Origin of the sequence: Bacillus sp. ISL-41, assembly GCF_018613235.1 — a bacterium.
Classification (GTDB): domain Bacteria; phylum Bacillota; class Bacilli; order Bacillales; family Cytobacillaceae; genus Mesobacillus.
Window position 1 is genome coordinate 77980 of record NZ_JAGGQP010000003.1, and the last position, 22213, is coordinate 100192.

The window sequence follows — 22213 nt, forward strand, 5'->3', positions numbered from 1 at the left end:
TCTATTATTTCTTTTTTAAAAAATACACCATAACGCAATGTCCACAAAGAGTTCATCATGCATTGTACATATTGTGAAATAGTTAACAACCTGTACAAACAATTGATTGCGCTTATGATTCTATCCACCTTGTCCCTTTTGCGATAGAGGATTTCCCTCAACCACTTTTTACTATTGTATTTCACACTGATATGCGTTAGCTTGATATTAAAAGCTGAATTTTCTGAAAGGGGATGCTTTGGATGCTTGATTGCAGGGATGAGGTTTTATTTTATACGAAGCAGCTTGTGAACATCGGGAGCATTGTCAACACCAATGGAGAGAACGAGATTGCCCAGGCACTTTATACGATGCTTTCATCGTTTCCTTATTTTATAGAAAATCCGTCACAGGTCATCAGACCGCAAACCCAGAATGATGTCCTCGAACGCTATAATGTCATGGCTTTTGTAAAAGGTACAAAAGGGAATAGCAATCGTACGGTCATTTTGATGGGCCATCTCGATACAGTAGGGATTGACGATTTCACACAGCTGGCAGATGTGGCGTTCGATCCCGACCAGCTGATTGTTGAGCTAAAAAAAGAGAATCTGCCCCCACTTGTCGACGAGCATGCACATTCAGGAGAGTGGATGTTCGGCCGCGGGGTGCTCGATATGAAGAGCGGTGTCGCTTCCAATCTATATCTTCTTAAATACTTTTCCGAACACCCAGAGGAGCTCGATGGCAACCTTGTTTTCTTAGCAGAATGTGATGAAGAGGACAGCTCATATGGAATCCTCTCCGCAGTCAAGGACCTTAGGAGCTGGAAAGAAGATCATGATTTTGAATATGTCGCTGCAGTCAACAGCGACTTTGTCTCACCCCGGTTTTCGGGAGATAAGAACCGTTACATCTATAAAGGAACTGTCGGAAAACTGCTTCCTTCTTTTTACATTACGGGGTCTGAAACCCATGTCGGTTCCGCTTTCGAAGGGCTGGATCCGAACCTGATTGCAGCTGAACTGACGAGACAGATCGACTATAACCCTGATCTGTGCAATGAGGCATTCGGCGAGACGACGATGCCGCCGGTTTCCCTGAAGCAGATGGACCTCAAGCCAAACTATACCGTTCAAACAGCACTCGCTGCTTATGTATATTACAATTTCTTCATTCACTCCTGGACACCAAAGGATGTTTTAGAGAAGTTGAAAGAACAAGCCAATATTGCTTTTGAAAAAACATTGAAGCTGTACGAGGAACGTTATCAGCAGTTTTGCAAAATTAGCGGGGAACCATGCAGGGAGCTTCAATGGCAACCAAGGGTGATGACGTATGAAGAAATGGAATCTGAACTCATCAAGGCCCATGGCTCTGAATACACGGCCCATATGGTGGAGTTCAAGGATAACCTTCTTCTCGATGCCAGCCTGGATCTGAGAATGTATGCAGCCAGAGTCGTCGAGGAAGCCTGGAAGTGGATGCCCGACCAGAGTCCGGCCATCATCGTCTTCTACTCCTCGCTCTACTCGCCAAGGATTGAATTGGCTGGAGAAACCGAGGATGAGCGAAATCTGATAGACGCTTTGGATGCTGCTGTTAAAAGTGTTCAGCCTGAATACGAAGAACCAATTGTGATCCGCAGTTTCTTTCCTTATATATCTGATATGAGTTTTGTCGCTTTGAGCGATGATGACGAAGCATTGGATGTCGCGTCACGGAACAATCCAAGCTGGGGAACGAAATTTTTCGTAGATTATCAGGAAATCCGCGATTTGAACGTGCCAGTGATCAACATCGGTCCGTACGGGCTTGATGCACATAAACGGTACGAACGGATGGAAATAGACTACTCTGTTAAAATAGTCCCCAATCTGACTTGTGAAGTCATCCGGAATCTTTTAGCGGAATAATCAGCAGGTGCCTTGATTTAAGGCACCTTTTTGATATTTCACTACTTGTTTTTCCGCTTTTTTCTTATTACTATATAGTTCAGTGGAAATATATTATAGTAATCATTAAAATAAAGATAATGAGACTGATCAAAGGAAAGGCTGATTTAATTGGAAGAAAACTCTAATTTTATAAAAACGATCATTAAAGAAGATTTGGAGAGCGGCAAGCGCGATAAAGTCGTGACTCGATTCCCTCCAGAACCAAATGGATACCTACATATCGGTCACGCAAAATCCATTGTCATCAACTTCGGCCTTGCAGATGAATTCGGCGGCAAGACAAACCTCCGATTCGATGACACGAACCCGCTGAAGGAAGACCAGGAATTCGTTGATGCCATCAAGGAAGATGTTGAATGGCTGGGCTACGAATGGGAAGGCTTGTTCTTTGCCTCTGACTATTTCGATGAAATGTACGACCGAGCCGTCCTGTTGATCAAAAAGGGATTGGCGTATGTCGATGACCTGTCGGCTGACGAAATCCGTGAGTACCGCGGGACACTGTCAGAGCCTGGAAAGGACAGCCCGTATCGTGATCGTTCAGTGGAAGAGAACCTTGATTTATTCGAGCGCATGAAGAACGGTGAATTCGGTAATGGTGAAAAAGTATTGCGCGCGAAGATTGACATGTCTTCACCAAACATCAATCTTCGTGACCCGGTCATTTATCGAATTTCCCATGCAACACACCATAATACCGGCGACAAGTGGTGCATCTACCCAATGTACGCTTTTGCCCATCCGATCGAGGATGCGCTTGAAGGTGTAACCCACAGCCTGTGCACAACAGAGTTTGAAGACCAGCGCCCGCTGTACGACTGGGTTGTCCGCGAGTGTGAAATGGAAGCAACACCTCAGCAAATCGAGTTCGGCCGCCTGAACCTGACGAACACGGTAATGAGCAAGCGTAAACTGAAGCAGCTAGTAGAAGAAGGATATGTCGATGGCTGGGATGACCCTCGCCTGCCGACGATTTCCGGCTTGAGAAGACGCGGTTTCACACCAGAAGCAATTCGTGAATTTGTAAAAGCAGCCGGCGTTTCCAAAGGTTACTCTACGGTTGACGCGCAAATGCTTGAGCACTTTGTACGTGAAGACCTTAAGTTGAAGGCTCCGCGCACGATGGGCGTTCTTCGTCCATTGAAGGTCGTCATCACCAACTATCCTGAAGGCGAAGTGGAATGGCTTGATGCCGATATCAATCCGGAAAATCCGGAAATGGGCACACGCAAAATCCCATTCTCACGTGAGATCTATGTTGAGCAGGACGACTTCATGGAGAATCCGCCAGCGAAGTACTTCCGCCTCTTCCCTGGCAATGAAGTACGTCTGAAACATGCTTATTTCATTAAATGTAATGAAGTGATCAAGGATGAAAATGGCGAAGTTGTCGAGCTTCGCTGCACCTATGATGTAGAAACAAAGAGCGGATCTGGCTTTACTGGCCGCAAGGTAAAAGGAACTCTCCATTGGGTTGATGCAACACATGCATTGCCGGCAGAATTCCGACTGTATGAGCCATTGATTTTGGACGATGAAGAAGAGACCGAAAATGAAGCTGAGAATAAATCATTCCTGGATCAGGTAAATGAAAAATCGCTGGAAATCGTGAACGGCTACATCGAACCAAACATGAAGGACGCCAAGCCGCAGGACAAATTCCAGTTCTTCCGCCACGGCTACTTCAACGTCGATCCGAAGCACACAACAGAAGAGAAATTGGTATTCAACCGCATCGTATCGTTGAAGAGCTCGTTTAAGCTTTAATATTGAATTAGAGGCCTCCCCGGTTGTGAGTTAGATTCGGGGAGGTTTTTATTTAAGACTGGTTTCGGAGGACTTAGTTTCCCTATTCTTGTGACAGCTTTTCCCCTTTTGATGCCGAACCTGTCTGAAGTTTGCTCTTCTTGTGACAGCTTTTCGCCTTTTAATGCTGAACCTGTCACAAGAACGGCTTTTTCTTGACAGCTTTACCGCGCTCACCCCCAAACCTGTCACAATAACGGCTTTTTCTTGACAACTTTATCGCGCTCACCCCCAAACCTGTCACAATAACGGTTTTTTCTTGACAGCTTTACCGCGCTCACCCCCAAACCTGTCACAATAACGGATTTTTCTTGACAGCTTTACCGCGCTCACCCCCAAACCTGTCACAATAACAGCTTTTTCTTGACAACTTTTCCGCGCCCAACCCCAAACCTGTCACAATAACAGCATTTTCTTGACAGCTTTTCCGCTCTCACCCCCAAACCTGTCACAATAACAGCATTTTCTTGACAGCTTTACCGCGCTCACCCCCAAACCTGTCACAATAACAGCTTTTTCTTGACAGCTTTACCGCTCTCACCCCCAAACCTGTCACAATAACAGCTTTTTCTTGACAACTTTTCCGCGCCCACTCCCAAACCTGTCACAATAACAGCATTTTCTTGACAACTTTTCCGCGCTTACCCCCAAACCTGTCACAATAACGATGTTTCCCTGCAATTCTCCCTCTGCCTGAATTACAAATTTTTTGAAAAAAGGAAAACCTGCTGCTAATCTAGAATTCTATACAGCAACGATTTTTTCAGAGGTGAGCATTATGGAAATTCGACGATTAAATGGCGGGGATGCTGAGGGTTATCGGGCCCTGCGTCATGAAGCCTTACTTAAAAATCCTGAGGCGTTCGGCTCCAGTTATGAGGATGAGAGGAATTATGCAGCATCGGATTACAGGCAGAGACTGGATAGTAAATTTACATACACTTTCGGAGCATTCAACGAGAGTCAACTTGTTGGAGTTGTTACCCTTGTGCCAGAAGGTAAAGTTAAATTAAAGCACCGGGCTAATATCTTTGCCATGTATGTGACTCCTGCACAACGAGGTCAGAGCACCGGAAGGTTATTAATGAAAAAAGCAATTCAACAGGCGAATGAGTTAACAAATATAGAACAGATTTACCTGACAGTGAACGCCAGCAATGAACCAGCCAAAAAGCTGTATGCGTCTCTTGGCTTTGAAACATACGGAGTAGATAAAAATGCCATGCGCATTGATGGCAGCTATCATGATGAAGAATTGATGGTGTTATTTTTATAACAGGCCTTAATTGGCCTTTTTTTCATGTTTATTTTTTGCTGAAAAAGGAAGTAGGTAAAGGGATGAGTCTTTTAGGAAAGGAGATTGCTCATGTTTTTAGATGCTTATATTAACCAAAAGGTGCAAATTAAGCTGAAGAATTTTCCGGAAAGCATGATTGGTGATATTACGGGAATCTATCAGCCAGATGAATGGTACCTTGTAAAAATTGTACATGCTGAGAATATGGGGATTTGGGTTGAGAACCCATGCTATAAGCGGACTCCCGTGCAGAAGGAGGATGGAACCGCCATTCCAGCTGAAGACCAGGTTGAGGAAACCTGTATCACCCACATGTTCCTGCGCTGGGATTATATCGCCTCAGTGATCACCTTCCCGGATGCAGATCCAACTGCTGACAAGAAGGCCAAGTTAATTGGATTCCAGCCGGATATTGACTAACTATAAAAAGGCTTTCCCCTGTGGAAAGCCTTTTTATTATAAGAATCCGTATAAAATTGTTGCAATAACCGTCATCGTAAGACCAATGGCCGTTTCGTACGGGATTAGTTTCATACGTTCCCTGATGTTCATTTTAACCGAATCAGCCGTTACATGAAAGAAGTTGCCATGAGGCAGATGGTCCAGTACGGTTGCTCCCGTATGCACCATAACTGCTGCACTCAATGGTGCGACGCCCATTTGGAGAATGGCATCACCGAAGGTTCCCGCTGCAACAATCGCTCCCATTGAAGTTGCTGCTGTGGCTCCCGACATTAGAATACCTGCAATTGGAGCTAGAAGAGTCCCTGAAACACCTGCAGCCTGGATGCTGTCAACGACAACCTCACTTAAATTCGAATTGGAGATGATGCCGGCAATCGAGCCTGCGCCAATCAAAATCATGGCTACTCCAGTCATTTTATTAAATCCTGATGTTGTATATTCTATGATTCTGTCAAACTTGCCCATTGCAATCAGACCGACTATGCCTGCAAACGGTAAAATGATCATCGAGTCGATTTTTACAGCAGCAAGAACATCAATATGCAGCATGCTGCCTATAGGGCTAATGGCAAGCAATCCGATTGCTACAGCAGGCCCGACAATCGCTTTGCCGAAGCTTGGCTTATCCTTTATCTCTGCCTGATTGGCATGGTTTTCCGGTTCAGTGATCTTTGAACCCTTATTTCGTATTAATTTTGCAATCATTATAGTAACTAAAATCCCGCCAACCGCAGGTAAAAAACCATAAAGCATGACCTGCGAAAGCTCGACGTTAAACCCTTTCGCCACAGCAATCGAGTTAGGGTTCGGCGAAATGATATTCCCTGCCTTTGCTCCTCCTATCATCGACAGCAAAATTGCAGGCTTGGAAAGACCAGTCCTCCTTCCAACGGACAGGGCTATAGGAGCGACGATGATAACGGAAACAGTCACAAATACTCCTACTGCAGTGAGAATCATTGCTGCTAGGGCAATTGCAAATACAGCTCTTTTTTCTCCCAGCTTCCCGACAATGGTTTCTGCCATTTTTTCTGCAGCGCCAGATTCAATCAGCACTCCGGCCAACACACCGGCTGCCAGCACACGGACAACTGCGGGCATGACGCTATTCGTACCTTCAATAACAATACCAACCGTCTCATTCAGTGATGCTCCACCTAACACTCCGCCAGCAAGTGCACCGGCAAACAGAGAATATACTGGATTAACTTTTTTGAAAATAAGGATGATGGCAATGACCAACCCAATCACTGCACCTCCCCAATGGACTGCCGCCTCTGTCATGATGCTTCCTCCAACGTATGTAATAGTAAACACTCTAATAAGATATTAATATAATTGGACAATCATGAACATAGGAAGGCCACTACCATGGAAAAACGCTGCCGGAAGTTCCGGCAGCGCTTCTTTATTCTTACTTAGAAATTAGCACCTTGCCAACAGTTCCATCGCTGCTTTGTCCGAGTACACGGAATTTCAGGCCGTATGTCGGTACGTTGCGGCCGGCATCCGGCAATACTGGCGAAGTATAATTTGCACTGTCGTCAAAGATTGGTGTTCTTTGAGTAGCATTATCCTTCATAGTGATTCCTAAGATACTAGAATAATCAAGGAACATGCCTTCAGTCTTACCTTGATTGAATGCTGCATCGTGAATCTGGTAGCGAGTTGAGCCAAGTGCTCCATCACTCCATCTGTTGATAGTCTGGTCTGCATCGACAACCCCAAGATATCCATCACCTGGGTGTACTCCTGTCCAGTTGTTGTCATAACCGTTGTCAACATACCATACAACAAGCCCAGAATCATAAGTCATCAAGCTTGCACCGCGGCGGATATTCTTAAGGCCTTCATCCACACCGTTATGTGATCTCCACTCTAACAGGTAGTAATGTTTTGTAGCCGTTTTACCTTCGTGCTTTTCAAAACCGTGAAATTCAAAAGCTGATTCTCCTTCAGCACCGTCGTTCAATAGCTCAGCACCGTCAGCAGTCACCTTTACATTGTCTACGAAGAATCCATTCAGTGAAGTTCCCCAGTCAGTCATATAACGGAATTGGAGCTGGATGCTTTGTCCGGCATATTCACTTAAATCAATAGACTCATGGATCCAGCCATTACTTGATCCTGTGTAACCAGGAAGGTTTTCTTTAATGGCAGGGTAGCCGTCTGATACAAGATCTGAGTTTGTATTCGCCGTCGATAATGACTTCCAGCTAGTACCCCCGTCTGTTGATACCTGCACCATAGCATAATCCCAATTCGATTCAATATCATACCATGCATCATATTCTAAAATTGCACTCGATGCATTTGTTAAGTCAACTTGAGTAACCATTTGTTGATCGGCTTCATCACCTTTTCCGCCGTAGAATTCCCAAGCACCTGATGCAGGAGTATTTATCACGTTTACTTTATCAGGCAAATCCACTTTAACAGCATCGTTATTCGCCCCTTTAGAGTTTGCCTGGTCAAATAAAACCTCAACACCAGTGCTCTTCACATCATCAGCATGGATTGTAGAACCTGTCAACCAGTTGCTTCCTGGCATTGTTGCATGCAGGAACTCTCTAGCATATGGACTGAATCCTGTCGGCTCAGTACCTGGAACTTTACCTGCCCAGCTGCCGCTGGACATGATTGACCAGTAAGCAACTGCCTCTCCTGCTCCGCTGTAGATAGTATCGTATTCATCAGGAAGGCCCAGGTCATGTCCATATTCATGTGCGAAAACACCTGCAGCCCCATCTGCTGGTTCGATCGTGTAATCATAAGCAGCTAGTTTGCCGCCCCAGTATGGAACTTTGGTTTTTGTTTGCGGCAATGTCGTTACGCCACCAAGATTCCAACGGTGTGACCAAATTGCATCTGCACCTAATTGTCCGCCGCCTGCTTCTTCACCGACTGAAGAATGAACAACCATCAGGTGATCGATAAGCCCATCCGGCTCGCGGTAGTTTCCGTCGCCATCAAGGTCATAGCGGTCTTCCTGGTCATACTGATTCAAATCTACAGATTTGTCCGCAGCTGCTGCATACAATGCCTCTTTTACTAGCCCTCGCGCATTACTGTCGTTGTCACTTGCGTTATTTCCTCCATAGTATGCTGCTGGCTGAGATGCTTTGTACCAGCCTGCTACCTGTCCGTTGATCGTATAGCTTCCGCCAGATTGCTGTTCATAGTATTGCTTTACAGAGACAAGCTTCTCTCCATTAGGGCCAACATAGCCATTTTCACCGAAAATCATATCTGTGTAATGCTGTTTAAGGTATTCATCATAGTACATATCTGTATCTTCTGCTTTAATTTGTGAAGCTGGATGATCTGGATATTCAATTAGCAATACAAGGACATTATCCTGTCTCTGTCCTCCGTTCCAGGCTTCTTCCTTTACTGGTTCAACCGTTGTGCCCTTCGTTTGTCCTGCCTTGTTTCCCTTACCATTAACCAGTCCGGTTCCAGCAAGCTTTTCGTTCAGCGTGCTGTTCAATTCCTTCTCATGTTTATGTAACTCCCCAGGCTCTTTGGAAGCCCCAGCTGCCTTATTTTGCAAATACTTTTGTAATGCTTTCTCCGCTTCTGCCGGAGTTGCATTCTTGGCGATCTTTCCTGACTTCTTCAGCATTTCTATTAACCTTTCATCGTTCGCGATGCCTAAATCAATTGGTGTTCCTCCCTGTGACGCGAAGCTTGTCTTTTCAACCGCATCGACCTTGGCTGGCCCAGCAGCCGCAAATGATAGCGTGCTTGCAAGCATAGCGGTCATCGTCAGGCTTGATAGGACCTTAAGACCTAATTTCTTTTTCAATGTTTTACCCCTTCCTGTCATTTAGTCTATTACACTATAATTTTACTTACTGAAAATACATGTTTCAATATTCTAAAATATCTAAAAACTCAAATATCCATAGTTCAAAAGACACATTTTATATTAATTTATTTCGTCTTACTAAACTATTTTATGATTAAGATTTTCTGTATAATAGTGTGTAAAAGAATTAATGGAGGTCTCTTATGTTAAAAGTCGGAGTGATTGGCCTTGGCGCTATTGGCCAGCGTTTGATAAAAGGATTTCAAAAGCACCCGGAGATGGAAATTGCGGCTATCTGTGACGCGGTTGAAGCAAGAGTGAAGGAAACGGCAGCCGAACTTGGCGGTATTCCGAAATTCACGAACCATCAGGACATGCTTGAGAATGCTGAGTTAGATCTTGTTTATGTCGCTGTCCCCCCTAAATACCATCATAAAGTAGCATCAGATGTTCTTGCGAAAGGGATACATATTTTATGTGAAAAACCGCTGGCAAACTCTGTTGGGGAAGCTGAAAGTCTATTAAAACAGGCGCAGGATGCAGGTGTCGTGCACGCGATGAATTTCCCGCTGAACTACAGTGCCGGCAGCAAGACATTTGAAAAATTGATTAGGGATAACTATATTGGCAAACTTAGGAGAGTTCAATTGAAGATGCACTTCCCGCAATGGCCGCGCCCTTGGCAGCAGAATGCATGGGTTGCGAGCAAGGAACAGGGTGGTTATGTCCTGGAGGTTGGCGTCCATTTCATCCAGAAGCTGCAAAAGATTTTTGGATCAGTAGAGGTAAAGGATGTCCAGATACAATTCCCTGAAGACCGGCACGCCAGTGAAAATGCAATCCTAGCAACTTTGAAGCTGGCGGATGGTACTCCAGTATTGATTGATGGCATGAGCCAGATTGCCGGCAAGGAAGAAATTGCTTTCACAGCCTATGGAGATGAAGGAACATTATCACTTTTGAACTGGGGCCAGCTGGCAGGAGGCAAGCTTGGCGGGGATATCCTGCCATTGGAAGCTGATCACTCCCTCGAAGATTCATTGGTTGATCATCTTGTTAAAGCGATCAAAGGTGAGGAAGCGACGATTATCGACTTCGCCGCCGGTTATGAGGCACAGGTTATATTGGAACAACTAAGGAAAGGTTGAGAGTGCACATTTGCGCTCTCTTTTTTTAATGGCTGCTTGTCAGCCAATCCTCAAATATAGCCTGGACAAGTTGACGCTTCTCAACATGCAGCATATGGCCTGCACGATCCAATACAGCCATTGTGGAATTCGGGAACTTATTAAACAAAAAGAAATGATCTTTATATCCGCAAATATAATCCTGTTTGCCGAGAATAAACAGCGCAGAATTCGGTAGAGCCTGCACATCGTGAAAAGGTTCATCAGTCATGTAATAGCAGTTTGTCTTCCAATCCGAAGCAAGGAATTCACGATTGGCCAATAATCTGCCGGGCTGGATTTCTTTTATAAAAGCGGCTAATGACGCTTCAGTTTGAAAGATGAAGAGGGTATCGAATGCGGCCCGGACATCAGGCTCAAGACTTGAAAGCAGCCCTTCATTCTTCTCTAAAACAACTCGTTGTGGCAGATTCCTCTCCTTTACATGCAATGCTGGAGCCAAAAGGCAAATACCTTTTACATGGCTTCTCCTATTTTGTAAAATCCCTTGTGCCAAATATCCGCCAAAGGAGGCACCAATCAGCGAAAATTCTTTTTCCTCAAAAGTTTCATCAATAAAGTCTAGCAGATTTTCGAGCAAGTCATCCGTTGATTTCACACTGTAGTCAATGGTACTCCGTCCATGGGCAGGTAAATCAATGTATATTCTTTGAAAACCCTCAACCTTATTAAAAACAGGTTCAAGCCAGCCTTTCATCGAACGATGGTCTGTACCCATAGCATGAAGGATCAGCAGGGGAAACCCTTCCCCATTGACTTCATAATGAATATTTCCCTTTCTTACTTTGCAATCCACAGCTTCATCTCCTCTTTCCCAACCATCCCTCATCCCACTGGAACTTTGCCTTTTCACCATCCGTTTTGATAAAAATGCTTTCAGGATAAGGCAGTGCCAATTCTGGCATGTTATCAGGCCTGAAGTATCTTAGTTCCGCAGTCTCGCTGTCGATCGGTTTATGTTCACCGCCGACAGGTCTGCATTCGAATACGAACACAACATATTCAACCTTGTGTCCGTTTGGATATTCATAGCGGAACTCTTTCCCGCCAAATACACCCAGCAATTTTTCTGGTAAAACTTTAAGACCTGTTTCTTCCCATACTTCGCGGACAACGGCTTCAGCCGGGGCCTCGCCTAATTCGATTGCACCTGCCGGCAAGCTCCACTTCTCTCCATTTCCTTTGTTCTGGAATAAGATTTCTCCAGTTTCATTCCTGACTATTCCTGCCACGCTGGGCATAAAAATTAGGCCGCTTCCCACTTTGGCCCGAAGATTCTGATAGTAATTCGACATTCCCATAATGGCCTCACCCCCTGTTTACCTTTTCGCCGGACAACCAGTATTTTCCTTCTTTAGGCATATGCCTATCACTCTCACCATAAACCTACATATTTTATAGAGAATTTATACTCAGGATGAAACTAAGGAGTGTGCCCGCATGTATCAACATCATTATCTTTACAACCCGAACCAATTTGACCCTTATACTCATTATGATTTTAACTATTACGCGCAACAGCTGGATCCGAATGACAACGAAAGACAGCCGGCTCTCGAACGCAGAGTGACTCAGCTTGAACGGCAGTTCCAGGTTCAAAAAACAGAGCTGGACCGGCAGAATAAAGAGATTGGCCGCCAAAACAGGGAAATCGCAAGGCTAAACAGGGAGATTGGCCGTTTAAACAATGAGGTTACTCGCTTAAATCAGAACGACGAGCGTCACACACGCCGTCTAAACCGTTTGAACCAGAGGCTCAGGGCTGTGGAAAACCGTTTGAATATCCCCTTCCAGGCAACTGATGGTGATTTTTAACAAGCTATTCTGGACCGAATTCGATTCGGTCCTTTGCATAATTTTCCAAACAGAAGAGAAGATATATTAAAATAATCCTAATTTCAAATGACAAAATTGTGCTACTATAGAACAGTAACACTAATTTTAAATTGCGTGAGCTGATGCTTACTTTAGGAGTCAAAAGATGAAGAAAAAGCAATATGTCCTGATCTTTTTCATACTGAGCATTGCCTGGATATTTGGAACAAACTATCTGCTGAATTTATACGCTCCTTCCGAATTTGTTGCCATTATTGAACATACGAAGGAAGTCCTTTATGTATTGCTGGCAGGCTGGTTTTTTTATTTCTTCATCTCGAAGATGGAGGAATTGAGTGCCACAAAAGAAGAAGAAGAGCGTCTATCCACACTGATCAATTCAATGGTTGATTTCGTCAACTTCAAGGACGGAGAGGGCCGATGGATTCAGGTTAATGATTTTGGTTTGAAATTGTTTGATATTGAAAATGTAGATTATAGAGGCAAGAAAGACTCGGAGCTTGCGGAATACAGCAATTACTTCAGTGATGCATTGAGATATTGTGAGATTTCCGATGAAGAGGCATGGAAAGCAGGCGGAATTATTCGTGTCGAGGAGGTACTTCCACAGCCGGATGGGACAACCAAGACATTTGATACCATTAAGGTGCCGCTGTTCAATGATGATGGAAGCCGGCAAGGCCTTGTCATAATGGGCCGGGATATTACCGAACGAAAACACGTTGAAACTCTTCTTGAGGAGAGCAGGCAGCAATACCGGTCTTTATTTGAGTACAGTCCTGATATTGTATCAATGCTCGACTTGAATGGGACAATTACCAACCTTAATCCTCAGTTCGAAAAAATCACCGGATTTAGCAGGGATGAGTTTATCGGAAAAAACCTGGCAGACTTGATTCCCGATTCCCACAGGCACATTGTTTTGGATAAGGTTTCCAGCGTTGTGGAAAATCAATGTCCGCAAATGTTTGAATTGGAATTAATGCATAAGAGCGGTAAGACAATCTTTTTCCAAAGCACTTCCCTTCCGATCATTGTGAATGATAAAATCGCCGGAATCATCTGCAATTCAAGGGATGTTACCGAGCTGCGCCAAACAGAAGAGCGTTTGCGGAGGACGGACAAGCTGTCGGTAGTCGGCGAGCTTTCTGCGAGCGTGGCTCATGAAATCCGCAATCCGCTTACTTCGTTAAAGGGACTTGTCCAGCTACTGCAGATGGAGGATGAAAAGCACCAGCTGTACTACCAGATCATGATCGATGAACTGAACAGGATCAACCATATTGTCAGTGAATTGCTATTATTGGCCAAGCCTCAGCAAATTAAATACACGGAAGCAGATTTGCAGAGTATTTTGCATGATGTCATCTCACTTTTAATAACAGAAGCGAGCCTGCATAATATCCAGATCGAGTTCCAGGTTTTAAGCCACCCTGTCATGATCGAATGTGAACCAAATCAGCTTAAGCAGTTGTTCATCAACATTGTGAAGAATGCAATTGAAGCATCATCAGCGGGAGATGTCGTCAACATCACTCTGCAAAGTGCGGATAACAATATAACAGTAGTGGTCAAGGACCAGGGAGTGGGCATATCAAAAGAGCTGCTCGAAAGAATCGGTGAACCATTTTATTCTTCTAAGGAAAAAGGCACAGGACTCGGAATGACGGTCAGCTTCAAGATTGTCCAATCCCATAATGGCACAATCAAGTTCAGGAGCGAGCCTGATAAAGGGACAGAAGTGATCGTTCAGTTGCCGATCAAGCACGGTGACAAAGTGAAAGGGATTGAAGCCAGGGAAAGCGAAAGCACAATGGCAAGCACTCAGGCTGGACTATAGAGAGAAGCAAAAAACGCGAAAGGATCAGTCCTTTCGCGTTTTTTTAATCTTCATCTTTAATGTCGATATCCTCAGGCGCCGGTTCATTCATTATTTCTTCAACGAGTTTCTTATATTTCTCAACTTGTTTCATATGCATGTTGAATTGATCCTTGTAGATCAAATAATGCTCGCCATCGTGAATAGCTCTTATTTTTCTTTGGAAAATCATGTTCTCCACCTGTTTTTCCGGAATCGATAAGTATTCTGCTGCTTCTTTTACTGTCAAATACACCTGGTTCAGTCCTTTTTGTCTTTTTTAGCGGCAAGCTGATCCACTAGCTTCTCCGCTGTCCTTCTGTAAAAATTGCTTATATTAATGAGCGAAGCAATCAATAATACCGTTTCAAGCTCCTCTGGTTCATCTGCCTCAAGCCTCTCCACTTCTCGATTCACTTCTTGCTCGGTTTTGAGAACATCCTCATTAAAAATCTCGATATTTTTTTCATGAAGATTCAAGAAACTTTGATAAAACTGGCCAAGTGGAATATCCCCTGTCTCAGTCTTTTCGTTGATTCCTTCGAGAGTCTGCTTGATATCCTGGATGGATAAACCGCCCTTCAGCTGATAAATCAGGCTGATCAGGATCAGGTGCTCCTTCGAATACTTTTTATTCTTAATCGGAAAAAACAGCTTTCCCTTAGCGTAATTATTAATCATCGTTTTCGTGAGGACCTTTTCATCCTCATTCCTTGTGGAACTGCCGAAATTCTTTTCAAACAGCTGGATGACCTGGTCCATGTACAAGTCGATCTCCGGGATGTCTTCCAGTGCTATATTATTTTTAAGGTCTAGTTCGGCGAGCAAGTCTGCTAGATTATTCAAAGTATCTCCCTCAACATTTTTATTTTATTATAATGCAAAAAAGGACAATCGTAAACATTGACTACATATCATTATACATATATCATTATAAGTAGTTATTAAAACTATATAAAGTGATATGGAGGTTTAAACATGAACAGCTACATCCGCGAACCAATCAATGGACTGACCCATCTGGCAGGAGCCTTACTATCCTTTGCAGGCCTGCTTGCACTCGTCATTAAAGCTTCGATTACTACCGGTTCTGCACTCGCAATTACTTCTGTTGCAATTTTCGGCATCAGCATGATCCTGCTGTATACGGCATCGGCCACTTATCATATGGTCATCAGCAAAGACAGCGTGATTGCCTTCCTCAGGAAAATTGACCATTCGATGATTTTTGTACTGATTGCCGGAACTTATACACCGTTTTGTCTGATCAGTCTCAATGGAGTGACAGGCTGGACATTGTTCGGCATCATCTCATTCGCTGCATTGTGCGGAATCCTTTTTAAAATGATCTGGTTCAAGAGTCCAAGATGGCTGTCAACCTCTATCTATATTGTCATGGGTTGGATGGTCATTTTCGTCGTGTCTCCCCTCTCATCTGTCTTGAGCCCGGCCGGTATTTTCTGGCTTGTAGCCGGGGGAATCATGTACACGATCGGCGGCGTCATTTATGCATTGAAGCCTGATTTCCTCCGTTCCAAGTACCTTGGATTCCATGAAATCTTTCATATTTTCATCATGCTAGGAAGCACTGCCCATTTCCTGAGCATTTATCTATATGTCTTGTAAAAAGACAAAAGGTGCCTGCAATTCAGGCACCTTAACTAATGGCTGTTTCGTAATGATTGTTGTTAAAATCCTAAAGCCGATTTTAACGTGATAATATCTATTTTGTATGTCTGTACAAGTTTGCAAGCTCTTTTCTCGTTATAAGCGTTAATCTTGTGAAGAAACTTAGGTAATCCAATCCTATTTTGTAGGCAATAGCAACAAAGTTTGAGAAAAGAGCCTTACTAATAGAACATCCTTCTTCTTTGCTTTTGGGCAGGCTGGTATTTGCGCATCGGGCCATAGTCCAGCACTTCTTTTAAATAATAATCGCCGTTCGGGTTTTGCTGCTTCAAGAGTTCCGTCAAATATGTAATATCATCCATCGCTCTATGGGTCTGGAATTTCGAAATATTATGCGCCTGCAATAAGGTCAGCAACTTGCTGTTCGGGAAGCCATGATTTTTCCACTGGACATTCTTCATCGTGCAATACCATTTCATCTCATTGACTTCCGGATACATCCTGAATAAAAAGCTTCTGTCAAAGGATGCATTATGGGCAAAAATCGCATCGGTGCGATTGAAGTAATTCATAATATTCTCATCGTAAAATGTTTTTCCGCGCACCATATCATAATGGATCCCATGAATTCGGTAGGCCCTGTCATAGTTTCTTTGTGCCGTTGTCGACAGCGGCTCCCTTAAATAGGAATCTTCATCTAGAATTTCGATAATTTCTCCTGATTCCTCATGAAAGGAGAATAGCTTCACAGCCAATTCTATTATTTCATCTGAATCTGGTCCCAATCCAGTTGTCTCGACGTCCACTACCAATCCAAGCTTGTTCTCTGTGCTCAAAAATTGTCACCCTTTTCAGCTGGTATATATGAATCTATTTATAATCATATAGCAGGACTTCTCCCTTTTCCAGCTAAAGGCAATAGGATGAAATCATTTCCAGCCTACAGTCTGTTGGTCATCTCCAATCTAACTGCTGCATTCTTCATGAAGACCTTCAGAAGCACGAAGCCGATTGCCCCACCAGCAAGCGAACTGGCCAAAAATGCCGGTACCATTCCAAACAGCGCCGCTTCTTTGCCAAGGAACAATACAGCAATCGGATAACTGGCAATCGCTCCAATGATCCCGGTGCCAACGACTTCCCCCGCAAAAGCAAACTCCATTCTCTTCGTCTTTTTATAAAAATAGGCTGCTAGAAGAGCGCCGATCATGCTTCCAGGAAAAGCGAAAACTGAACCGGTCCCCATCATATTCCTCAGCAAAGAAATGCCAAATGCCTGGGCAACAGCATAATAGGGTCCAAGCAGTACTGCTGATAAAACATTGATAAAGTGCTGCACTGGGAACACCTTAACGATTCCGAGCGGGATGAATAACATATGGCTCGTCAATGTACCGATTGCCATCATCATGGCGGTGAGGGTAAGTTTTTTTGTGTGTCTCATTTTTTACCTCCGTAAACTAATTTCTTCAGTGTGGCTGCCGCTTCATGGACGTCTTCTGCTTGGCTGATCGCTGTAATTACTGAAACACCATCCGCTCCCGCATCCATTACTGCTCCTGCATTGTCCCCATTGATACCGCCAATTCCAACAATCGGTATGCCATAGTATTTTAACTGCTCCAGCAATACCGTTCCCTGGACTGCTCTTGTATCCTTCTTTGTTGCCGTCGGAAAAATCGGCCCAACCCCATAATAATCTGCACCTGCAAGCTTTGCTTTTTCAGCCTCTTCCAGATTGTGTACAGAAACTCCAAGTATCTTATCACCAATTTTCTCCCGTACCTGGGCAGCGTCCTCATCCTCCTGACCAATATGAATACCATCTGCATCAAGCTCCAAGGCCAATTCAATATCATCGTTCACAATGAAGGGAATGCCGTTTTCCCTGCAAACTTTTTGCAGCCTCTTGCCTAGCTCCAGCTTTTCGAAATTATCGAGACAGTCTTCCCCTTTTTCCCGATACTGAAAAATCGTGATTCCTCCGCGAATCGCGTCTTCAAGCACTCTGACTGGTTCCACGAAGCAATTCGTACTGCCGGCGATAAAATAAAGCTTCAGCAAGCTTCTCATTTGTTCAGGACTGATTCTCGCCATGAGCTGACCCCGCCTCCCTTTTTCATCTTGTAGGCCCAATGGTTAGTAGGTCCATGTCCACTCCCGATATGCAGCGGGGTGGCAATGGCAGCCTGGATGAACTCCTTCGCAACAGAAACGGCATCATGGACCGAAGACCCTTTCGCGAGCTGCGCTGTAATCGCAGCGGAAAAAGTACAGCCTGTACCATGGGTGTTCTTCGTCTCAATCCTTGGAGTGGAGAAGTACGTAAAATCCGTTCCGTCAAAAAGGACATCAACAGATTGTGCTGTTGCCTCATCATGTCCCCCTTTTATAACAATATTATTTGCTCCAAGCTCATGGATCCGTACAGCCGCCTCCTTTTTGTCAGCAATCGTCTTGATAGACATGCCTGTCAGCACTTCGGCCTCGGGAATGTTCGGAGTGATGATAAGACAGTGTGGAAGCAAATGTTTTTTAAGGGCGGAAACAGCCTGCTGCTGAAGCAATGAAGCTCCTCCCTTTGCAATCATGACCGGATCAATCACGACCCTTTCCCAGCCGAACTCCCTAATTTTCCCCGCGACCGCTTCGATGATTTCCGCATTAAAAAGCATCCCAGTTTTCACGGCATTGCTCCCAATGTCATCACCAACGGACTGGATTTGCCTTGCCACAGCCTCTGCCGTCAACGGATAAACTCCCTGAACGCCAAGAGTGTTTTGCGCTGTAACTGCTGTCAACGCGGACATTCCGTATACACCCAGCTCCTGGAACGTTTTCAGGTCTGCCTGGATTCCAGCTCCGCCCCCGCTGTCCGAGCCTGCGATTGTCAGTGCTTTTTTCATAATCATTACCTCCTTTTATTAAAAGAACTTCTATTGTAGATTTCCTCAGCATCCAAATGGTACAGCTGATTCAGGAACTCCACTTGAAAACTTCCAGGTCCATGCATGGCGCTTTTGTCAGCGGCAACTTCCGCTGCTACTCCATAAATGATCAGTGCAGCAGTTGCTGCTTTCAAAAAGTCCTTTTCAACTGCTGTGAATGCCCCAATTACTGAAGTCAGCAGACATCCGGTACCTGTCACCTTCGTAAGGAGTGGGTGTCCATTACTGACTACGAACGTAGATTTCCCGTCTGTAATAACGTCTTCCTTTCCTGTCAGCACCACAATCGTGTTCAATTTTTGCGCTGCGGATTCAGCCAGCTCGATTACTTCTCCATCTGAATCTCCTGCGTCAACGCCGCGTATACTCCAGGTTTCACCGGCTACATTCGCTATTTCCGCAGCATTTCCTCTGATAATCGAAATCTCTAATTCTTCCATCAGCCATCTTGCAGTTTCGGTCCGATAAGCAGTCGCTCCAGCGCCAACCGGATCAAGAATGACTGGCACTCCCTTCTGATTTGCCGAACTCCCGGCAATCAGCATCGACTCAACGACTTCCGGCCGCAACGTTCCGATGTTCAGCACAAGGCTCCCCGCCATGCCTGCCATTTCAGCGACTTCCTCATGTGCATAGGCCATCACCGGGGATGCGCCCAAAGCCAGCAGTCCATTAGCGGTAAAATTGGTGACCACAACATTGGTGATATTATGTACGAGCGGATTCTCCTTCCTGACTCTTTCTAGCAAGCCAGCAATCTCTCTTTTTTCCATGTCTATTCCTCCTCCTTAATCCATCACAAGGCCGCCATCAACGACTAGATTCTGTCCGGTAACCGCGCGCGCCCATGGAGATGCAAAGAACATGATTGCATCAGCCACTTCTGCCGGTCCGGTTACTTTTCGAAGCGGTGTTGATGATTGGATGAGCTGGAACACTTCCTCCGAAGTAGCAGAGCTTGCGTCGGTCATTTTTAGCAGTCCTCCAGAAACCATATTTACCGTAATCCCATACTTTCCAAGATCATTCGCCATATTCCTCGTAAACCCCAATAAAGCAGCCTTGCTTGTTGTGTAGTCGTGATAGGCGACAACCGGGTTCTGGAACAGATTCGTGCCTATATTGACGATTCTGCCAAAATTCATTTCTTTCATGCCCGGAAGCCCAGCCTGGGTGGTATTCAATGCGCCGCGAACCGCTCCTTCAAACTGCTGATGAAAATCCTCCCAGCCAACTGCAAAAGCGTCCTTGTTCGCCACAGGGTCGAATTTGAAATTGACAAGCGCATTATTCACGATTGTCGTAATCGGTGCCCCGAAATGCTCTTTTGCCTGCCTGAACATGCTTTGGACCTGTGCTGGATTCCTTACATCGGCTCCGACAGCAAGTGCCTTCTCACCAATCATTTCTTCCAGACTCTTAGCCTTTTCTTCATTCTGAAAATAGTTAATGACGACCTTCGCGCCTTCCCTTGCAAAGGCTTTGACCGTTTCTGCACCAAGACCCCTGCTTCCTCCAGTTACTAAAATCACTTGATCTTTTAATTCCATTGATAAAACCTCCTTATAATATAAAAAAGCCAGATCCATAAATGGACCTGGCTTAAAAGCAAAGTAAGAAAACTTCTCTCACACTACTTTCCTACGCTGGTATTACCCAGATCAGGTCCGAAGGGTTAAAAGACTTAGCGTCTTTCTCTCAGCCCGCAGCAGGGCACCCCTAGTAGTACATCAAATATTCAATTATCTTTATCCTAGTCTTAACTTTTATATATGTAAAGGGAAAAGTTCATATTCTGTCTTTTTTCAGTTCTTCCCTGATTTCTTCCAGAAGCTTGAGTTGCCGGGCCTGCGCATCTGTTATTCTTGCGGCCAATTTTTGCAATGTGATCGTGATGGACCAGAGAGACACAATCAGGACAATGATGACGCCGATATCAATCATCTTTCTTTTTTCCCTCGGCAAGATCATCAAACGGAGTATAGTTATTGCTAGGCAGTTTTCCGGAAGTGATGATTCTATATATTGAATAAAATACAACAAACAGTACAATAGCCGTGAACACATAACCCATATTTCCCAGCCTCCTTTTCCATTCATTATACATGCAAAAAATGGAATTTTCATTCTTTTTCAAATGGTGTTTCAGACGTTCTGTGCTAATATGAAAATATACATACAAATGGGAGATGAAAGTCAATGAAAAACGAGATTATCGAAAGATTTACCTCTTATGTAAGAGTAGATACTCAATCGAATGAAAACAGTGAAACCACCCCTTCAACGGAAGGCCAGCTCACTCTTGCCAATATGCTGGTCGGGGAGTTGAAATCAATCGGCATGGAGGAAGTCAGTATTGACGAAAATGGTTATGTGATGGCTACCCTTCCTGCCAATACGGATAAAGATGTGCCCACGATCGGCTTTCTGGCTCACGTTGATACAGCAACTGATTTTACCGGCAAAAATGTCAATCCGCAGATTGTGGAAAACTTCGATGGCAACCAGATCATCCTGAACGAAGAACAGAAAATCATCCTGTCGCCTGCGGATTTTCCGGAGCTGCCTCAATATAAAGGACATACTCTGATCACCACTGACGGAACCACCCTCCTTGGAGCTGACAATAAAGCCGGAATCGCTGAGATCATGACTGCAATGAACTACTTAATCAAACATCCGGAAATCAAACATGGCAGAATCCGTGTTGCATTCACACCTGATGAGGAAATTGGCAGAGGACCACATAAGTTTGATGTTGAAGCATTCAATGCGAAATTTGCTTATACTGTTGACGGCGGCCCGCTTGGCGAGCTGGAGTATGAAAGCTTTAACGCAGCCAGCGCAAAGGTGACATTCAAAGGTAAGAACGTCCACCCTGGAACAGCAAAAGGAAAAATGGTGAACTCAGCCAAAATCGCCATGAAATTCAACAGCAAGCTTCCGGCAGAAGAAGCGCCTGAGCATACGGAAGGATATGAAGGCTTCTTCCACCTCAGTTCCATTGAAGGCGATGTTGAGGAAACGACGCTTCACTATATCATCCGTGATTTCGAACGTGAAAGCTTCCAGGCACGTAAGGACTTGGTGCAGAAGATCACCAATGAGTTGAGGCTGACTTATGGTGAAACCCGCGTAGAACTTGAAATGAACGATCAGTACTACAACATGAAGGATAAAATCGAGCCTGTGAAGGAAATCGTTGATATCGCCTACGAAGCAATGGAAAACCTCGGCATCAAGCCAATCGTCAAACCGATCCGTGGCGGTACAGACGGTTCCCAGCTAAGCTATATGGGACTGCCTACACCGAATATTTTTACAGGCGGAGAGAATTTCCATGGGAGATTTGAATATATCTCTGTTGATAACATGATTAAATCAGTAGAAACTATCGTTGAAATAGCTAAACTTTATGAAGCCAAAGCTTAACGAATAA

23 protein-coding genes and 1 riboswitch are annotated in these 22213 nt (G+C 44.5%); of the genes, 9 read left to right on the top strand and 14 right to left on the bottom strand.

Going from position 1 to position 22213, the window contains the following annotated elements:
• The first annotated feature begins 242 nt into the window (after positions 1 to 242).
• The 4 genes from J7I80_RS01055 to J7I80_RS01070 all read left to right on the top strand — a co-directional run bounded on the left by J7I80_RS01055 (position 243) and on the right by J7I80_RS01070 (position 5460).
• Positions 243 to 1895 carry a M20/M25/M40 family metallo-hydrolase gene (locus tag J7I80_RS01055; protein ID WP_214735579.1) on the top strand — a complete coding sequence of 551 codons (1653 nt, stop codon included), beginning with the start codon at positions 243 to 245 and terminating at the stop codon, positions 1893 to 1895.
• Between the two features lie 150 nt (positions 1896 to 2045).
• Complete coding sequence (locus J7I80_RS01060) at positions 2046 to 3704, top strand: glutamine--tRNA ligase/YqeY domain fusion protein (RefSeq protein ID WP_214735580.1); 1659 nt, start codon at positions 2046 to 2048, stop codon at positions 3702 to 3704.
• A gap of 817 nt (positions 3705 to 4521) precedes the next feature.
• Positions 4522 to 5019 (top strand): GNAT family N-acetyltransferase, encoded by a 498-nt coding sequence (locus J7I80_RS01065; RefSeq protein ID WP_214735581.1) that lies wholly within the window; start codon positions 4522 to 4524, stop codon positions 5017 to 5019.
• Between the two features lie 90 nt (positions 5020 to 5109).
• Complete coding sequence (locus tag J7I80_RS01070; protein WP_214735582.1) at positions 5110 to 5460, top strand: hypothetical protein; 351 nt, start codon at positions 5110 to 5112, stop codon at positions 5458 to 5460.
• Between the two features lie 36 nt (positions 5461 to 5496).
• Here J7I80_RS01070 and J7I80_RS01075 read toward each other — a convergent pair whose 3' ends face one another.
• Together J7I80_RS01075 and J7I80_RS01080 are read right to left on the bottom strand one after the other, a co-directional pair.
• Positions 5497 to 6789, bottom strand: coding sequence for a GntP family permease (locus J7I80_RS01075; RefSeq protein WP_214735583.1), 1293 nt, complete (start codon positions 6787 to 6789; stop codon positions 5497 to 5499).
• A 130-nt stretch (positions 6790 to 6919) separates the two neighbouring features.
• A complete protein-coding gene (locus J7I80_RS01080) occupies positions 6920 to 9271 on the bottom strand; it encodes an immune inhibitor A domain-containing protein (RefSeq protein ID WP_214735737.1) in 2352 nt (783 codons plus the stop codon).
• A gap of 248 nt (positions 9272 to 9519) precedes the next feature.
• Here J7I80_RS01080 and J7I80_RS01085 point away from each other — a divergent pair, with 248 nt between their 5' ends.
• On the top strand, positions 9520 to 10464 hold the full coding sequence (locus J7I80_RS01085) for a Gfo/Idh/MocA family protein (RefSeq protein WP_214735584.1): 945 nt from the start codon (positions 9520 to 9522) through the stop codon (positions 10462 to 10464).
• Positions 10465 to 10489: 25 nt separating this feature from the next.
• Here J7I80_RS01085 and J7I80_RS01090 read toward each other — a convergent pair whose 3' ends face one another.
• Positions 10490 to 11299, bottom strand: a complete 810-nt coding sequence (locus J7I80_RS01090) for an alpha/beta fold hydrolase (protein ID WP_214735585.1) — start codon at positions 11297 to 11299, stop codon at positions 10490 to 10492.
• Positions 11300 to 11303: 4 nt separating this feature from the next.
• A complete protein-coding gene (locus J7I80_RS01095; RefSeq protein ID WP_214735586.1) occupies positions 11304 to 11804 on the bottom strand; it encodes an NUDIX hydrolase in 501 nt (166 codons plus the stop codon).
• Positions 11805 to 11943: 139 nt separating this feature from the next.
• On the opposite strand from J7I80_RS01095, the gene J7I80_RS01100 reads away from it, so the two are divergent.
• Positions 11944 to 12318: a hypothetical protein gene (locus tag J7I80_RS01100; protein WP_214735587.1), complete on the top strand. Its 375-nt coding sequence runs from the start codon at positions 11944 to 11946 to the stop codon at positions 12316 to 12318.
• Between the two features lie 166 nt (positions 12319 to 12484).
• Positions 12485 to 14179: a PAS domain-containing sensor histidine kinase gene (locus tag J7I80_RS01105; protein ID WP_214735588.1), complete on the top strand. Its 1695-nt coding sequence runs from the start codon at positions 12485 to 12487 to the stop codon at positions 14177 to 14179.
• A gap of 43 nt (positions 14180 to 14222) precedes the next feature.
• On the opposite strand, the gene J7I80_RS01110 is transcribed toward J7I80_RS01105, so the two are convergent.
• The gene (locus J7I80_RS01110) at positions 14223 to 14453 is read right to left on the bottom strand and encodes an excisionase family DNA-binding protein (RefSeq protein ID WP_483297678.1); all 231 of its coding nucleotides are present in this window, start codon (positions 14451 to 14453) and stop codon (positions 14223 to 14225) included.
• A gap of 5 nt (positions 14454 to 14458) precedes the next feature.
• Positions 14459 to 15043 carry a DUF1836 domain-containing protein gene (locus J7I80_RS01115; protein ID WP_214735589.1) on the bottom strand — a complete coding sequence of 195 codons (585 nt, stop codon included), beginning with the start codon at positions 15041 to 15043 and terminating at the stop codon, positions 14459 to 14461.
• Positions 15044 to 15175: 132 nt separating this feature from the next.
• Here J7I80_RS01115 and trhA point away from each other — a divergent pair, with 132 nt between their 5' ends.
• On the top strand, positions 15176 to 15823 hold the full coding sequence (gene trhA / locus J7I80_RS01120) for a PAQR family membrane homeostasis protein TrhA (protein WP_214735590.1): 648 nt from the start codon (positions 15176 to 15178) through the stop codon (positions 15821 to 15823).
• A 224-nt stretch (positions 15824 to 16047) separates the two neighbouring features.
• Here trhA and J7I80_RS01125 read toward each other — a convergent pair whose 3' ends face one another.
• The 8 genes from J7I80_RS01125 to J7I80_RS01160 form a co-directional block, all read right to left on the bottom strand.
• On the bottom strand, positions 16048 to 16662 hold the full coding sequence (locus tag J7I80_RS01125; RefSeq protein ID WP_214735591.1) for an exonuclease domain-containing protein: 615 nt from the start codon (positions 16660 to 16662) through the stop codon (positions 16048 to 16050).
• A 104-nt stretch (positions 16663 to 16766) separates the two neighbouring features.
• Positions 16767 to 17270, bottom strand: a complete 504-nt coding sequence (gene thiW, locus J7I80_RS01130; RefSeq protein WP_214735592.1) for an energy coupling factor transporter S component ThiW — start codon at positions 17268 to 17270, stop codon at positions 16767 to 16769.
• On the bottom strand, positions 17267 to 17923 hold the full coding sequence (gene thiE / locus J7I80_RS01135) for a thiamine phosphate synthase (protein WP_214735593.1): 657 nt from the start codon (positions 17921 to 17923) through the stop codon (positions 17267 to 17269). The genes thiW and thiE overlap by 4 nt, the downstream gene beginning before the upstream one ends.
• On the bottom strand, positions 17896 to 18738 hold the full coding sequence (gene thiD / locus J7I80_RS01140; protein ID WP_251027522.1) for a bifunctional hydroxymethylpyrimidine kinase/phosphomethylpyrimidine kinase: 843 nt from the start codon (positions 18736 to 18738) through the stop codon (positions 17896 to 17898). Before thiD ends, thiE begins: the two co-directional genes overlap by 28 nt.
• Positions 18738 to 19547, bottom strand: a complete 810-nt coding sequence (gene thiM / locus J7I80_RS01145; RefSeq protein ID WP_214735594.1) for a hydroxyethylthiazole kinase — start codon at positions 19545 to 19547, stop codon at positions 18738 to 18740. Before thiM ends, thiD begins: the two co-directional genes overlap by 1 nt.
• A 15-nt stretch (positions 19548 to 19562) precedes the next feature.
• Positions 19563 to 20324 (bottom strand): 3-oxoacyl-ACP reductase, encoded by a 762-nt coding sequence (locus tag J7I80_RS01150; protein ID WP_214735595.1) that lies wholly within the window; start codon positions 20322 to 20324, stop codon positions 19563 to 19565.
• 71 nt (positions 20325 to 20395) lie between these two features.
• Positions 20396 to 20505, bottom strand: a riboswitch (TPP riboswitch).
• 57 nt (positions 20506 to 20562) lie between these two features.
• Positions 20563 to 20718: a hypothetical protein gene (locus J7I80_RS01155; RefSeq protein ID WP_214735596.1), complete on the bottom strand. Its 156-nt coding sequence runs from the start codon at positions 20716 to 20718 to the stop codon at positions 20563 to 20565.
• On the bottom strand, positions 20711 to 20848 hold the full coding sequence (locus J7I80_RS01160) for a hypothetical protein (protein ID WP_214735597.1): 138 nt from the start codon (positions 20846 to 20848) through the stop codon (positions 20711 to 20713). The genes J7I80_RS01155 and J7I80_RS01160 overlap by 8 nt, the downstream gene beginning before the upstream one ends.
• Before the next feature lie 125 nt (positions 20849 to 20973).
• Here J7I80_RS01160 and pepT point away from each other — a divergent pair, with 125 nt between their 5' ends.
• Positions 20974 to 22206 (top strand): peptidase T, encoded by a 1233-nt coding sequence (gene pepT / locus J7I80_RS01165; protein WP_214735598.1) that lies wholly within the window; start codon positions 20974 to 20976, stop codon positions 22204 to 22206.
• Positions 22207 to 22213: the final 7 nt, after the last annotated feature.